General features: G+C 65.7%; 14 protein-coding genes. 8 read left to right on the top strand and 6 right to left on the bottom strand.

Annotated elements, in window-relative coordinates:
* Nucleotides 1-2: 2 nt before the first annotated feature.
* Nucleotides 3-1,382 carry an alginate export family protein gene (locus FHT19_RS02635; RefSeq protein ID WP_211184787.1) on the top strand — a complete coding sequence of 460 codons (1,380 nt, stop codon included), beginning with the start codon at nucleotides 3-5 and terminating at the stop codon, nucleotides 1,380-1,382.
* Between the two features lie 6 nt (nucleotides 1,383-1,388).
* Here FHT19_RS02635 and FHT19_RS02630 read toward each other — a convergent pair whose 3' ends face one another.
* The 6 genes from FHT19_RS02630 to FHT19_RS02605 all read right to left on the bottom strand — a co-directional run bounded on the left by FHT19_RS02630 (nucleotide 1,389) and on the right by FHT19_RS02605 (nucleotide 9,436).
* On the bottom strand, nucleotides 1,389-3,059 hold the full coding sequence (locus tag FHT19_RS02630) for a peptidase S10 (RefSeq protein ID WP_168554245.1): 1,671 nt from the start codon (nucleotides 3,057-3,059) through the stop codon (nucleotides 1,389-1,391).
* 137 nt (nucleotides 3,060-3,196) lie between these two features.
* The gene (locus tag FHT19_RS02625; RefSeq protein WP_168553768.1) at nucleotides 3,197-3,484 is read right to left on the bottom strand and encodes a hypothetical protein; all 288 of its coding nucleotides are present in this window, start codon (nucleotides 3,482-3,484) and stop codon (nucleotides 3,197-3,199) included.
* A 193-nt stretch (nucleotides 3,485-3,677) separates the two neighbouring features.
* On the bottom strand, nucleotides 3,678-3,977 hold the full coding sequence (locus FHT19_RS02620; protein WP_169473822.1) for a GIY-YIG nuclease family protein: 300 nt from the start codon (nucleotides 3,975-3,977) through the stop codon (nucleotides 3,678-3,680).
* A 223-nt stretch (nucleotides 3,978-4,200) separates the two neighbouring features.
* Nucleotides 4,201-5,574, bottom strand: a complete 1,374-nt coding sequence (locus tag FHT19_RS02615) for a 3-deoxy-7-phosphoheptulonate synthase class II (RefSeq protein WP_168554244.1) — start codon at nucleotides 5,572-5,574, stop codon at nucleotides 4,201-4,203.
* Nucleotides 5,575-5,781: 207 nt separating this feature from the next.
* Nucleotides 5,782-8,685 (bottom strand): M16 family metallopeptidase, encoded by a 2,904-nt coding sequence (locus FHT19_RS02610; RefSeq protein WP_169473820.1) that lies wholly within the window; start codon nucleotides 8,683-8,685, stop codon nucleotides 5,782-5,784.
* An 82-nt stretch (nucleotides 8,686-8,767) separates the two neighbouring features.
* Nucleotides 8,768-9,436, bottom strand: a complete 669-nt coding sequence (locus tag FHT19_RS02605; RefSeq protein ID WP_169473818.1) for an FKBP-type peptidyl-prolyl cis-trans isomerase — start codon at nucleotides 9,434-9,436, stop codon at nucleotides 8,768-8,770.
* A 122-nt stretch (nucleotides 9,437-9,558) separates the two neighbouring features.
* On the opposite strand from FHT19_RS02605, the gene FHT19_RS02600 reads away from it, so the two are divergent.
* The 7 genes from FHT19_RS02600 to miaB all read left to right on the top strand — a co-directional run bounded on the left by FHT19_RS02600 (nucleotide 9,559) and on the right by miaB (nucleotide 14,884).
* Nucleotides 9,559-10,134 (top strand): NifU family protein, encoded by a 576-nt coding sequence (locus FHT19_RS02600; protein WP_169473816.1) that lies wholly within the window; start codon nucleotides 9,559-9,561, stop codon nucleotides 10,132-10,134.
* A 16-nt stretch (nucleotides 10,135-10,150) separates the two neighbouring features.
* On the top strand, nucleotides 10,151-10,825 hold the full coding sequence (tsaB, locus tag FHT19_RS02595) for a tRNA (adenosine(37)-N6)-threonylcarbamoyltransferase complex dimerization subunit type 1 TsaB (protein WP_169473814.1): 675 nt from the start codon (nucleotides 10,151-10,153) through the stop codon (nucleotides 10,823-10,825).
* Between the two features lie 24 nt (nucleotides 10,826-10,849).
* The gene (locus FHT19_RS02590) at nucleotides 10,850-11,317 is read left to right on the top strand and encodes a GNAT family N-acetyltransferase (RefSeq protein ID WP_168554239.1); all 468 of its coding nucleotides are present in this window, start codon (nucleotides 10,850-10,852) and stop codon (nucleotides 11,315-11,317) included.
* A 173-nt stretch (nucleotides 11,318-11,490) separates the two neighbouring features.
* The gene (locus FHT19_RS02585) at nucleotides 11,491-11,949 is read left to right on the top strand and encodes a MucR family transcriptional regulator (RefSeq protein ID WP_168554238.1); all 459 of its coding nucleotides are present in this window, start codon (nucleotides 11,491-11,493) and stop codon (nucleotides 11,947-11,949) included.
* A gap of 251 nt (nucleotides 11,950-12,200) precedes the next feature.
* Nucleotides 12,201-12,623: a Fur family transcriptional regulator gene (locus tag FHT19_RS02580; protein WP_168554237.1), complete on the top strand. Its 423-nt coding sequence runs from the start codon at nucleotides 12,201-12,203 to the stop codon at nucleotides 12,621-12,623.
* Between the two features lie 7 nt (nucleotides 12,624-12,630).
* The gene (locus tag FHT19_RS02575; RefSeq protein WP_168554236.1) at nucleotides 12,631-13,485 is read left to right on the top strand and encodes a lysophospholipid acyltransferase family protein; all 855 of its coding nucleotides are present in this window, start codon (nucleotides 12,631-12,633) and stop codon (nucleotides 13,483-13,485) included.
* 76 nt (nucleotides 13,486-13,561) lie between these two features.
* A complete protein-coding gene (gene miaB / locus FHT19_RS02570; protein ID WP_168554235.1) occupies nucleotides 13,562-14,884 on the top strand; it encodes a tRNA (N6-isopentenyl adenosine(37)-C2)-methylthiotransferase MiaB in 1,323 nt (440 codons plus the stop codon).
* Nucleotides 14,885-14,964 lie beyond the last annotated feature (80 nt).

Raw genomic sequence — 14,964 nt, 5'->3', positions numbered from 1 at the left:
CGATGCCTGCCATTCGCCGTCATGCCTGCGCACTACTGCCGGCGCTGGCGCTTGCCGTGCCCGCCGCCCATGGCGCCGAAGCCCAGGCGAAAAACGGGCCCAAGGATGGCCTGGCCATCTCGGGCCAGGTGCGCGTGCGCTATGAAGTGATCGACGGCCAGGCGCGGCCCAATGCCAACCTGACCGACCAGATCATCAACACCCGTGCCACGCTCAAGGCGGTGTGGACCAAAGGCCCCTGGCAAGTGGTGGGCGAGGTGTGGGACGCGCGCGTGTTCAACGAAAACCCCGGCACGCCGATCACCACGGGCGAAGTCAACGCGTTCGAACTCGTGCAGGGCTATGTCGGGCTCGACCTTCCCAATGCGCTGGGCAAGGGCAGCAAGCTGAACGTGAAGCTGGGGCGCGAAACGCTCAACATCGGATCGCGCCGGCTGATCGCCGCTGACGATTATCGCAACACCATCAACAGCTATACCGGCCTGCACGCCGAAGCGTCCTGGCCCAGCGGCTGGCGCGCGTCGCTGGTCTATACCCTGCCCGACCAGCGCCTGCCGCTCGACCGGCGTGGCATGGAATCGCAGCATTTCGCCTGGGACCACGAAGGCTTCGACCTGCAATTGTGGGGCGGTTTCGTGGGCAAGGTGATTTCACCCAAGGGCGCGCCGGTCACGCTGGTGGAAGCGGGCCTCTTGCACCTGGGCGAGCGCGATCGCCCGGACACCCCCACGCGCGACCGTTCGCTCAACACCGCAAGCCTGCGCCTGGCGGCAGACCCGGCGTCGTCCCACCTCGATTACGAGTTGGAGGGCAATTACCAGTGGGGCGAGGAAGCCACCGTCACCGCCGCCAATGCCCCGCTGCTCCCGGTCAGCGCGGCCAACCTGCACGTCCGCCTGGGCTATACCTTTGCCGATCACGCCAAGACCCACCTCACCGCAGAGCTGGACTATGCCACCGGCGATACGCCGGGCGGCACGATCACCCGGTACGATCCGCTCTATGCCACGCGGCGCAACGATTTTTCGCCAGGCGGGCTATATAACGTGCCCTATCGCGCCAACATCGTGGCGCCGGGGCTGCGGCTGGAAGGCACCCCGTCCAAGCGGTTCGACTATCTGCTGACCTGGCACCCGATGTGGCTGGCCAATGCGCGTGACGCGTTCGGCAGTTCGGGCGTCAAGAACGCGGCCGGCACCAGCGGCACCTTTGCCGGCCACCAGTTCGACACGCGCCTGCGCTATTGGGCCGTGCCCAAGCGGCTGCGCCTGGAATTCGACGGCGTATACTTGGCCAAAGGTGGCTTCATGCAGACCGCGCCCAATGCACAACCGGGGCAATCCACCACCTATGGCTCGTTCAACGTGACCGCGTTCTATTGATTGCGATCAGTGCTTGCCGCTGTTGCGGGCGATGAAAGCGGCTGTCGCATCGTGGAAGCCCTTGAGCGAGGCTTCGTTGGCATAGACCATGTGGCCCGAAGGGTAATAGGCATAGCTGATGTTGGCCTGCAGCGACGGCGCCATCGGCAGGTGACGCGCCTCGAACAACCCTTCGAAATAGGGCGTGGCAAGATCGTAATAGCCACCGGCCAGCAGCACCTTGAGCCCCGGGTTCTGCTTCATCGCATTGGCAAGATCGGGCATCACGTTGAGCGGGCCGCTTTCCGAACGGCTGCCATCGGGCAGGCGATGGGTCATGTCCCATTCCTCGTTGCCGGCAAAGGGCTTGTAGGTTTGCTGCGTCGTGTAATGCAGGCTGTCGCGCGCATAGGCGTTGAAGGCCGAGATATAGGCCGAGCTGATTGCCGCGCTTTGCGGGTCGTAGCCGGCTTCCTTGGCGGTGGGATCGAGCGTGGGGCCCGAAAAGCGCGTGTCGAGCCGGCCGGTCGTGAGCCCCTGCTCTTCCTGCATATGCTGCATCACCTGCCCCACATTGAGGCGCAGGTTTGAGCGCAGCCAGTAATCCGCCGAAATGCCGGTGTAGCCGGCCAGGCGCTTGGCCATGTCCTGGCGCTGGGCATCGGGCAGCGTGCTGCCCTGCATCAGGGCCATGGCATAGTCGGTGGTGGCAAAGTGTTCCACTTCGCGCAGGAACGGTTCGAGTTCCGCCGGGCGCGTGCCGGCCAGGCGGTTGTGATACCACGCCGTGGCGGCCACCGTCGGCAGGCTGACGACATAGGCGTTGTCCACGCCGGGGTTGTTCTGCGGGCCATCGGCCGACAGATCGAAGTTCAGGATCGCCGAAAGCAGCACGACGCCGTTGAAATCGACCGAATCGTCCGATTGCAGCGCGTTAACCAGGGCCGAGGCACGCGGCGTGCCATAGCTTTCGCCCAGCAGGAACTTGGGCGAATTCCAGCGGCCATGGTCCGACAGGAACGCCTTGATGAATTCGCGGAAGGCATGGACGTCCTGGTCCACGCCCCAGAACGCCTTTTCCTTGTCCTTGCCGGCAATGCGCGACCAGCCCGCGCCCGGCGCGTCGATGAACACGAGGTCCGACGCGTCGAGCAGGCTGTAGGCGTTGTCCACCAGGTTATAAGGCGCGGGCGGGGTGTGGCTGTCATTCGCCGTGATCACCCGGCGCGGGCCGAACGCGCCCATGTGCAGCCACACCGTGGCCGAACCGGGGCCGCCGTTGAACAGGAAGGTAATCGGCCGATCGGCCGAAGGCGCGCCCTTCTTGAAATAGGCGGTGTAGAACATCGAGGCTTCGGCCGGGGCGTCCTTGGCCTCGTCCTTGCCCTTGCCGGCCGCAGCCTTTTCGCGCCAATCGGCATCGTCCCAATCGCCTTGGTGCACCACCACGGTGCCGGCTTCGGCGGTATAGTCGATCCGCTGGCCGCCCACCGTCACCGTGCCGGCCGACTGCACCTTGCGCGGCTGGAAGAAGCGCGTGGTGGTGGCGGTATCGGGATCGGGCACGCCGTCGGGATCATCGCTGCGGGCTGCGTCTGCCTTGGCATCGGCCTTCACCTCGGCCTTGGCCAGGGCCAGCGTGGGTTGCAAGGCAAGCAGCGAAACGGCGGCGGCAGCGAGCGACAGAGTGCGGCGCAAGGGGCAATTCCTTTTCAGGCGAAACCAGATTGGCGCGCATCGAACCCGCGCGGATGGCGGTGTCAAGCAATCGTTCCTGCGCCGTTCGACGAACGACAAACCGCAGCCGACGAATGTTGCCGCTTGGTTGCGGGCCGTCAGGGTTTGCCGATCTGGGCGTTGGTGAGATTCGCGGTAAAGGCGGGGGAAATGCGCCGCTCCATCGCACGGCAGGCATCGGCATGGGCGATCAGCGCCTTGCTCGCCCGCTCCAGCACGCGCGGCTGCAATGGTTCGGCGCCCGACAGCAGCGCGGCCATGCCCAGCTCGCTCTCACCGATCGCCTGCCCGGCCGCCTTGATCCCGCCCAACAAGTCCACCGCACGGGCAAACAGCGCGCGCTGGGCAAGCGGGTCCATGGGCTTTTGGGCGTTGGGCTGGCTCATGCCCGCGTTGTGCGCGATGGGGCGGCCGGGGGGAAGTGGCGGTGTGGCGATGTCCCCGGAAAAGTCGCTGGCGCAGCGTTTTCATCAGGAAGCGGGACCCCGGATCAGGTCCGGGGTGACGAGAAATCTTCGGTCTTTTCTCTACCAACGTCACCCCGGGCTTGACCCGGGGTCCCGCTGTTTTGGAAGCTTGTCACACCAGCAGCGGAAACAGGTCCTCCCAATCAGGATTGGCCTTTTCCACCAACGCAAACTTCCATTCCCGACGCCAGCGCTTCAACCGCTTTTCGTGCGCAATGCACGCGTCGATCGGCTCGCCTCGCTCCGCCCAGACCAAGCGATGCAAGCCATGGCGTGCGCAGAAATCAGAGCCGGCGCCACCGCGATACTGCATGACCCGGCGGGCGAGATCCGCTGTCACGCCAATGTACAGAGTGCCGCGATAGCGGTCTGCCATCATGTAGACCCAACCGCCGTAGATTTCGCGATCCATGGTGCATCGTCACGTAGATACGCGAGCGTCGTCAACGCGAGTTGCGGCCGATTCAGAAGAAAAGCGGGACCCCGGATCAAGTCCGGGGTGACGATGGAATACATGTGTTTTTTGCTCGTCACCCCGGACTTGATCCGGGGTCCTGCTTGTTGGAAGCGTGGCGCCACGCTTCCAACACCCCCAACCCCCTCCTTGCGAAGAGGAGGGGGCTTTCAGGGGCAGCTTACGCCGCTTCGGCTTTCTTTTCGGCGTGTTCCAGGTTGAGCATTTCAGCCAGGAGGAACGCCAGTTCGATCGACTGCGCGGCGTTGAGGCGCGGGTCGCAGTGGGTGTGGTAACGGTCGGCCAGGCCTTCCTGGGTAATCGCCACGGCGCCGCCGGTGCATTCGGTCACGTCGCGACCGGTCATTTCGATGTGGATGCCGCCGGCATGGGTGCCTTCGGCGCGGTGCACGGCAAAGAAGCCCTTCACTTCGCCCAGGATGCGGTCGAAGGGACGGGTCTTGTAGCCGTTGTCGGCCTTGATCACGTTGCCGTGCATCGGGTCGCAGCTCCACACCACCGGGTGCCCTTCGCGCTTCACCGCGCGCACCAGCGCGGGCAGGCCGGCTTCCACCTTGTCGTGGCCATAGCGGCTGATCAGGGTGATGCGCCCGGCTTCGCGCGCGGGGTTGAGCGTGTCGAGCATGCGCAGCAGCGCATCCGGGGTGAGGCTCGGGCCGCACTTCATGCCGATGGGATTGCCCACGCCGCGCAGGAATTCGACATGCGCCGATCCTTCGAAGCGGGTGCGATCGCCGATCCACAGCATGTGCGCGCTGGTGTCGTACCAGTCACCCGTCAGCGAATCCTGCCGCGTCATCGCCTCTTCATACGGCAGCAACAGCGCTTCGTGGCTGGTGTAGAAGTTCGTGCCCTGCAACTGCGGCACGCTCGACGGGTTGACCCCGCAGGCTTCCATGAAGTCCAGCGCTTCGCCGATCTTGTCGGCCATTTCGCCAAACTTGGTGGCCCAGGGGCTCTTGGCGATATGATCGAGCGTCCAGCCGTGGACCTGGCGCAAGTTGGCATAGCCGCCGCCGGCAAAGGCGCGCAGCAGGTTGAGCGTGGCGGCCGCCTGGCTATAGGCGCGCAGCATCCGGTCGGGATCGGGAATCCGCTGCTCGGGCGTGAAATCGATGCCGTTGATGTTGTCGCCCAGATAGCTCGGCAGTTCCACATCGCCCTGGCGTTCCACCGGCGAAGAGCGCGGCTTGGCGAACTGGCCGGCCATGCGGCCAACCTTCACCACCGGCTGCTTGCTGGCAAAGGTGAGGACGACGGCCATCTGCAACAGCACCCGGAACGTGTCGCGGATGTTGTTGGGATGAAACTCGGCAAAACTTTCGGCGCAGTCCCCGCCCTGGAGCAGGAAACCCTTGCCCGCCGCCACCTGGGCCAGATCGGCCTTGAGCGCGCGTGCTTCGCCGGCAAAGACCAGCGGCGGAAAGCTTGTCAGGGTGCTTTCCACCGCGTTCAGCTTCTCCGCATCGGGATAGACGGGCAGATGCCGCGCCTCTTGATCCCGCCAGCTCTTTGCATTCCAGTTCTGTGCCACTGTCCTCTTTCCTTTCAAGACGCGCGGACATAGGCGCTGCCACGCCGGATTGCAAAGGAAGCCTTGCGGACACTGTGATCGACATTTTGTTGCGTGGGTGGAAGCAAATCCCCCTCACGGCGGCCTGCGGCCGCGCCGTTGCGCGTGCCCCCCTCCGACGGCCTGTGGCCGCCACCTCCCCCCGCGATGCGGAGGGAGGATCCGTTGTCAGTTCTTGGGTTGGGGAACCACTTCGACACGCCACGAGCGGTCGTGCTGGAGATAGCGGGCGGCCAGCGCCTGCATCGCTTCGGGCGTGGTCTTGCTGTAATCGACCAGGATCGAGCGGATATCGTCGAACTTGCCCGGTTCCTGCGCGCCGCCGCCCAGCAGCGACATGTAGAAGCTGTTGCCCGTGCTGGCACGGGTGATCAACTGCTTGAGCGGTTCGGTCACGCGCGCGATCTCGTCCGGCGATGGCGGATAGGCGACAAGGTCGGATGCGATCTTGTCGGCCGAGGCGAAGAAGGCCGTAAGATCCTGCGGCCGCAACTGCACCGTGGCCCCCAGGTATCCGCCCGAAGGCAAGTCCATCGGCCACACCGATTCCACTTGCGGCGCATAGGACGCGCCGATCTTCTCGCGCATTTCATCGAACAGGCGATTGTTGACGATCTGCGCCAGGATTTCGAGCTGGCGCGATTCGTGGACCCCCGTGCGCCCGCCGCCCGTGGGCCACGCCACCATGGCCGCCGCCGTGTTGGGATCACCGCTGTGGGTGAGGACAACGGGCGTTTCGTTGTGGGCGGGCAGATGCGGATCGAGCGGCGGCGGCGTGGCGGCCACGCGCGGGGGCAGCGCGCCGAACGTGGCGTTGAGCGCGTCGAGCGCCTGTTCGCGCGTGAAATCGCCGAACATGTCCACCTCGATCGGGCCTTGCGCCAACAGGGGTTGCCACACGCGGCGGAAATCGTCGGCGGTGACGGTATCGAGCGCGGCCGGATCGGGGATCTTGTAGCGCGGATCCTTGTCCTTGAGCAGCCAGCCCATGTCCCGCTGCAACACCGCCTGGGGCGACGAGCCGCTGGCGGCATATTGCAGCTTAGCCGCGGCCACCGCCCGCATGATCGGGTTTGCGTCCCACCGCGGCTGCGCCAACTTGGCCGCGAACAGATAGAGCTGGTCCTTCAGGTCGGACGGGCGCGTATCGGCCGAAAACTCGAACGCGGTATCGTCGAGCTTGAAATTGAGGTTGAACTTGCGGCCCGTGGCCAGTTCGTCCATCGCATTGCGATCGACCTGGCCAAAGCCGGTTTCCATCAGCGCCATATCCCCCAGCGGGGCATAGACTGCGTCCTTGGGGGCAATCGCGGCCAGGCCGCCGCCAAAACGGATGCGGATGATGATCCGCCCCGGTTCGGCATCGTTGGCCCACAGCAGCGCCTTGACCCCGTTCGACAGGGTAAGCCGCTCGATGCCCAGAACGCCGGTCTGCTCGGCCTGGGCCACGGTGCCCGGCGCACCGATCGCGGGCAGTTGGGCAAAAGTCAGCTTGTCGGTCGGCAGGCGGATGCTGCTGGCCACCACCGGCTTGGCGGTCAGCGCCGCGCGCACGTCGGCATCGGTGGCGCCGGTATCGCGCGGGGTGGTGAGCATGCCGCGGATCGCGGTGCCCCTGAACAGCGCGCGGGTGTGTTCCAGCGCGGCCTGGGGCGTGAACAGGGGGATCGACTTCTGGAAGATGGTGTAGACGGTATCGGGGTTGGCCACCGTCTCGCGGATGTCCACCGCCTGGGTGATGTCGTCCGCCAGGTCAGAGCCGGCCTGGGTCCGCTGGGTTTCCACCGGCACCTTGAACGACAAGTTGAATTCGGCCACTTCGCGATCGATGTCGGCCTGCGAGGGTGGCGAAGCGAGCGCATCGGCGATCACCGCGCGCACATCGGCCACGGCGGCCTTCCAATCGTCGCCCAGCGGGGTGACCGAAACCAGCGTGGTATCGGCAGAGCGCGCATAGTTCTGCTGGTCGATCGAAGCCGAGAGATAGCTGCCGCCGGCCCGCGCGCGCACCGCCAGGCGGCGATTGATCAGCGCCATGGCCAGCCGGTCGATCATCAGCCCCTGGTTATAGGCGATGGTATCGGCGTGCCGCTTCCACGGGCGCACGATGGCATAGTTGAACTGCAACGGAACGCTGGGTTCGACGATGACCTTGGCGCCGTCCACCGGATTGGCCGGATCGGTGCCCTTGGGGGCCACCGGCTTGCCGAAATCGACCGGCGCGGGCTTGGGCCCCTTGCCCGTCCACGGGCCGAACCACTTCTTGATCTGCTCGATCATCGCCTGCGGATCGGCATCGCCGGCCACCACGATGATCGTGTTGTCGGGCCGATACCACTTGTCGTGGAACGCCTTGATGCTTTCGGGCGTCGCGGCCTGGAGCGTTTCGACCGTGCCGATGGGCGAACGCGTGGCGGCCGGCTGGCCGGCAAAGAACAGCGCGCGGGTGGCATCGGAAACGCGGGTTTGCGGACCGGAGCGCTCGCGCATTTCCGCGAGCACGATCGGCACTTCGGTCTTCACCCCCTGCGGCGTAAAGATCGGCGCGGCGATCATGCCCGACAGCAGCATGAACGTTTCGTCGAGCTTGGCCGGCGTGGCACCAGGCAGATCGAGCTTATAGACGGTTTGCGTGCCGCTGGTTTCGGCGTTGGTGTCACTGCCGAACGTGGCGCCCAGGCGCTGCCAGGTGGGGATCGCTTCGCCAGACTTGAGATACTTGGAATCGCGGAACGTGAGATGCTCGATCAGGTGGGCAAAGCCCTGCTGCGCATCGGTTTCATAGAACGATCCGGCATCGACCAGCACGCGCACCGAAACCTGATCGGGCGGCACCCCGTTGTGGCGCACCGCATAGCGCAGGCCATTGGGCAGCCGGCCAAAGATCCATTCCTTGTCCTGCGGCACGTCGCTGCCGACGTAGAGCCAGTTCTGCGCGGTGTTGTCCACCGCCGTCGCCATCGGGGCGGCACGCGCCTGGGCCTGGGCGGGAAAGCCGGCCGGCGCCGTGGTGGCGAGCAGGGAAAGAACGAGAAAAGCGAAGCGCCGCGAGCGCCAGGTGTTCGATCGCATCCGCCATCTATAGGGAGGGGGTTTGTGAAGGGCCAGTGAATAGACTGGCCCTTCAGCGAGATCGTATCGCTATTTTACGCCGTTATGGCTTGGGCGTGGCAGCGGGAGCAGGAGCCGCCGGGGTGGCGGGGGCCGCGGGCTGTTCAGCGCCGGCCGGGCCGGTGCCACCTTGCGCAGCAGCGGCGGCGGCGCGCATCTTTTCCACTTCGGCGGCGGTCTTGTAATCGACCAGTTCGACCTGGAACACGAGATCGGCGTTGGCCGGGATGGTATCGCCCGCCCCTTGCGCGCCATAGCCGATCGCGGCCGGCACGCAGAAGCGCCAGGTGCTGCCCTTGGCCATCAGTTGCAGGCCTTCGGAAAAGCCGGGGATCACGCCTTCCACGGGAAAGGCGGCGGCGGTGTTCTGGTCGAACACGCGGCCGTCGGCAGCAAGATAGCCGATATAGTTGACCAGCACGTAATCGCCCTTGGCCGGATGCGCCGCTTCGGCCGAAGGCTTGAGCGTGACGGTGCCCAGGCCCGAGGCGGTCTTGGCGCTGCACCGGCGCTGGCCGGCGGGCACCACCGGCATCAGCGGCACGGGCAGGATCGCGGTGGACAGCGCCGCTGCGGCGGCCGGGCGGGCAGCGGCCTTGGCCGGGGCCTTGGCAGGCACTGCCAGGGCCGGGACGGCAAGCGCCGGCAGGGCGAGCAAGGCAGCGGAAACGAGCGTGGCGAAGCGCGCGCGGCGCGAGAAGGCAGTGATCATGGCGCGGTTCATAGCAGCCAGCCGGGCCCATTCCAGCGAAATAGCGCGCCAATCGCGGTTCCAGGGGCCCTCTGACCCCTCTCGCCCCTTGACCCATGCCCCCCCCGCCCTAAATGCAGACCATGTTCATCGAAACCGAAACCACGCCGAATCCGGCCACGCTCAAGTTCCTCCCGGGAGAACGGGTGATGGCCAGCGGCACGCGCTCGTTCACCTCGCCCGAAGAGGCCGAGGCCTCGCCCCTGGCGCAGGCCCTGTTTTCCCTGGGTGACGTGACCGAAGTGCTGTTCGGCCAGGAATTCGTGGCGGTGACGATCGCCCCGGGCGCGCAGTGGTCCGATGCCAAGCCGCAGGTGCTGGCGATCCTGCTCGATCACTTCGTGTCGCAGGCGCCGCTCTTTGCCGGCGGCAGCGCGGCCGAGATCGCAGTGCCCGGCGAGGACGAGGACCTGGGCGACGATCCGGCCGACGCCGATATCGTGGACCAGATCAAGGACCTGATCGAAACCCGCGTGCGTCCGGCCGTCGCCAACGATGGTGGTGACATCATCTATAAGGGTTTCCGCGAAGGCGTGGTCTACCTCAAGATGCAGGGCGCCTGTTCGGGCTGCCCTTCGTCCACCGCCACGCTCAAGCACGGGATCGAAAGCCTGCTCAAGCACTACGTGCCCGAAGTGACCGAAGTGCGCGCGGCCTGAGCGCAGCGACCCGACGATGGCCGATCCCGCTCCGTTCGACCCTGCTTGGTTCAACAGGCGCCGACTGGTGATCGACAGTGCCACCGAAAGCTGTTCGGTGGCACTTTTCGAAGATGATGTGCTGCTGGCCGGCGAATGCCTGATGCTCGGGCGCGGCCATGCCGAACGGTTGGTGCCGATGATCGCCGCCCTGCCCGACAAGGGGCGCGCCGGCACGATCTGGGTCGATAGCGGGCCGGGCAGCTTTACCGGCATCCGTGTCGGCCTGGCCGCAGCGCGCGCACTGGCCCTGGCCTGGAACGCCCGGGTTCTGGGTTACCAGAGCCTGGCCCTGGTGGCCGCCATGGCGCATGCCGGGCAGGACAGCCCCACCCCGGTCGATGTGATCATGACCGGCGGCCACGGCGAATGGTTCTTCCGTCCGTTCGATGCCGCGGGCCAGCCGCTGGCCCCCCTGGTTTCCCTGCCCCCGCAAGACGTGCTGGCTCGGCTTGCCGCACCGCTGGTTGCCGGCAGCCAGGCCGATGCCTGCGCCGCGGCGCGGCCCGGCGTGGAAGCGCGCGCGCTGTGGCCTGATGCGCGCAGCGCCGGCCTGCTCGCACCGGGTCTGCTGTCCGATGGCGCGGCGCCAGCTTATGGCCGGGCGCCCGATGCGCGCCTGCCCGCCGCGGCTGCTGCCCTGCCCGCATGATGGCCTTGGCGTGACGAAGCCGGCATGACGGCACCCGTGGACGATCTCGACCGGATCATGGCCGTGATGACCGCGGCTTTCCCCCCCGACTATGGCGAAGCGTGGAATCGCCGGCAGGTGGGCGATGCCTTGCTGATCGGGCGCACCCGCTATGGCCTGATCGGTGCCGATGGCAGCGAATATCCTCTAGACGCGGAATCGACAGCCGGCTTTTTCTTGTCGCGCAGTATATTCGATGAAGAAGAACTGTTGCTGTTCGCTGTTGCACCGCAATACCGCCGGCGCGGCCTGGGCGACTCGCTTCTGACCCGTTTTATCGCCCAAGCGCGCGAGCTGGGCATGACGCGGCTTTTCCTGGAAATGCGCGAAGGCAATCCGGCCGGCTATCTATATCGCAAGCACGGATTCCAACCCATTGGAATTAGACCGGGTTACTATCGCAGCACGGCAGGCGAAAGGATTGCAGCAATCAGCCAGGAACTAAGACTGTGATTTGAAATTTTGGCAAATCAGCATTTTGTGAAATTTCGGTCATTTTGTCGAATACCGTAGCATCCTGTGGTTGTTTCTCGAATACAATGGCGTATAGACAGGCCACGCGCCTGACTAGTCGGGCTGCCGTCAAAACGTGTCGCACAGCAACATAGAACGAAAGCCGGATCGCAATGAGTGATATCGAAAATGATATGCGTGAAACCCTGATCACGCTAACCTCGGACATCGTTGCCGCCCATGTGAGCAACAACAGCGTCTCGGTGGGTGACCTGCCGGTCCTCATTTCCAATGTCTATTCGGCGCTCGCCGGCCTCAAGCCGTCGGAACCCGTGGCCGAACCCGCGCCCGAACCTGCCGTTTCGATCCGCGCTTCGGTCAAGAACGACCACATCGTGTGCCTGGAAGACGGCAAGAAGCTCAAGATGCTCAAGCGTCACCTGGCCACGCGCTACAACATGACGCCCGAACAGTATCGCGCCCGCTGGAACCTGCCGGCCGATTATCCCATGGTTGCCCCGGCCTATGCCGAAAAGCGCCGCGAACTGGCCAAGAAGATTGGCCTGGGTCGCAAGCCGGCCGCTGCCCCTGCCCCCGCCAAGCGCGGTCGCAAGGCTGCTGCAACGGCCTGATCGGGTGTGCGGGCCGTTTCCGGCTCGCCCTACCGGCAATTTCGGCCCGGCGGGCAGTGGCGCATGGCGCTGCATGTCCGCCGGGCTTTTGCATGCCGGAAAGGTTGCTTGAATTGGGCCGTGGGTGATCGATTTTGCGCTCTTCCACAGCGCCTTGCCACGGCCCCTGCGGTTCTGGCCGCTTGGCCGGTTAACAAGCCCTGCCAATTCCCCTATATGGGTGGCGAAGCAATCAGAATGACGAGAACAGCGTGCACCGAGTGATCGATCTCGAAGCCCTTTGCGCCGAACGTGGCCTGCGCATTACCGACCAGCGCCGCGTGATCGCGCAAGTGCTGTCGGAAAGCACGGATCATCCCGATGTGGAAAAGCTGCACGAGCGGGCCTCTGCCCGCGATCCGCGCATTTCGATCGCCACCGTCTATCGCACCGTGCGCCTGTTCGAAGAGGCCGGCATTCTCGATCGCCATGATTTCGGCGATGGCCGCGCCCGCTATGAAGCGACACCCGAAGCGCACCACGACCACCTGATCGACGTGGAAACCGGCAAGGTGATCGAATTCGTCGATCCCGAACTCGAACAGTTGCAGCGGCAGATCGCGGAAAAGCTGGGCTATCGCCTGGTCGATCACCGCATGGAACTCTACGGCGTGAAGCTCGGCCGAGAGAGCTGATCCTCCCATGCCCCGCCCACGCAGCATCGGACCGGAACGCGGTTCCCCCATCGGCGCGCTGGGCAAGCTGCGCATCTTCTGGCGTGCCCTTGGCATCATCCTGACGCTGCTGGTCTGCGTGCCGCTGCACTATGTGTGGCGCACCATCCACTACGGCTCCCCGCTGCCGCGGGTGTTCCTGTACCTGACCGCACGCCTGTGCGGGGCGCGGGTGCGGGTCCACGGCACGCCGCTGCGGCGCGACGTGTTCTATATCAGCAATCACCTGTCGTGGGTGGATATCCTGGCGCTGGGCGGCGCGAGCGGCACTGCATTCGTGTCCAAGGCTGAAATCGGCCAGTCGCCGGTGGTGGGCTGGCTGTCGCGGCTCAACCGCACGGTCTTCGTCAGCCGCGAAGACCGCCTGGGCGTGGCCGAACAGATCAACCGCCTGCGCGAGGCATTGGCCGACAACTGGGCCATCACGGTTTTCCCCGAAGGCACCACCACCGACGGGCAATCGCTGCTGCCGTTCAAGACCTCGATGCTGCGCGTGCTGGAACCGCCGCCGCCCGGCGTGCTGGTGCAGCCGGTGGTGCTCGACTATGGCGCCGTGGCGGAATGGATCGGCTGGATCGGCACCGAGGGCGGCATGGCCAATGCCATGCGCATCCTGGCCCGGCGCGGCGCGTTCCGCCTGGACATCCATTTCCTCGACCCATTCGATCCGCGCGATTTCCCCGGCCGCAAGGCCATTGCCGCCGAAGCGCGCAACCGCATCGTGCCCGCGATGGAACGCAACCTGGGCAAGCCGTTGCGCCCGTTCCACCTGGACGTGCCGCAAGTGGGCTATAGCCGCGAGAAGCACGACCGCGCGGCATGATGCGGCTGGCGCGGGTGCTTCGCACGCGCGCAAGGCAGTTCCAATTGCCGCCCGATTGCCTTATGGGGCGCGGCTTATGCCCGCAGAGAATCCCCCCCGGACGTTTCACGTCAAGAGCTTCGGCTGCCAGATGAACGTCTATGACGGCGAGCGCATGGCCGAATTGCTGACCGCGCAAGGCATGACTGCGACCGCAGAACGCGATGGCGCCGACCTTGTCGTGCTCAACACCTGCCACATCCGCGAAAAGGCCACCGAAAAGGTCTATTCCGACATCGGCCGCCTGCGCCGGGACGATGGCAGCGTGCCGCTGATCGCCGTGGCCGGCTGCGTGGCCCAGGCCGAGGGCGAGGAAATCATGAAGCGCGCGCCGTCGGTCAAGGTCGTGGTAGGGCCGCAGGCCTATCACCGCCTGCCCGACATGGTGGCCGACGCTGCCGCAGGCAAGAGCGGCACCGAAACGGATATGCCAGCAGAGGCGAAGTTCGCCGCGCTGCCCAAGCGCCGCCGTTCCGGCCCCAGCGCGTTCCTGACCGTGCAGGAAGGCTGTGACAAGTTCTGCACCTATTGCGTGGTGCCCTATACGCGCGGCGCGGAAATCTCGCGTCCGTTCACCGATCTGGTGGAGGAAGCCAAGCTGCTGGTGGCCGGTGGCGCGCGCGAGATCACGCTGCTGGGCCAGAACGTGAATGCCTGGAGCGGGCAGGACGACAAGGGCCGCGCCATCGGCCTGGACGGCCTGATCCGCGTGCTGGCGGCAGAGCCGGACCTGGCGCGCATCCGCTATACCACCAGCCATCCCAACGACATGAGCGACGGTTTAATTGCCGCGCATGGCGAGATCGACAAGCTGATGCCGTTCCTGCACTTGCCGGTGCAGGCGGGCAACGATCGCGTACTCAAGGCGATGAACCGCAGCCACACGGTGGAAAGCTATCTGAAGATCCTCGATCGCGTGCGCGCCGCCCGGCCCGACATCGCGCTGTCGGGCGATTTCATCGTCGGCTTTCCCGGCGAGACCGAGGCCGAGTTCCAGGACACGCTCGATCTGGTGGCCACGGTGCGCCATGCCCAGGCCTTCAGCTTCAAGTATTCGCCCCGCCCCGGCACCCCGGCCGCGACGATGGACGGCCAGGTCGCAGCCGAGGTCATGGACGAGCGGCTGAAACGGCTGCAGGCCGCGTTGGTGCGCGATGCCACCGCGTTCAACCAGGCCAGCGTGGGCAGGCGCTGCCAGGTTCTGGTGGAACGGCGCGGGCGCCATCCCGGCCAGTGGCTGGGCAAGTCCCCCTGGCTGCAATCGGTGCATTTCACCGGAGAGGTGGCGATCGGCGATCTCGTCACGGTCGATCTGGTGGAAGCCGGGCCCAATTCGCTCGCCGGCCAACTGGTGGCCTGAACGCCGGCGCTTGTCGGCATGAAAAGGCCCCCGCCGCATCACGCGACGGGGGCCTTTGCTTTGTCAGCTCAGCGCCAGGC

The organism is Novosphingobium sp. SG919 (genome assembly GCF_012932495.1).
Lineage (GTDB): Bacteria > Pseudomonadota > Alphaproteobacteria > Sphingomonadales > Sphingomonadaceae > Novosphingobium > Novosphingobium rhizosphaerae.
The sequence above is the reverse complement of the archived record's forward strand: the minus strand, read 5'-3'. Positions and strand labels throughout refer to the sequence as shown.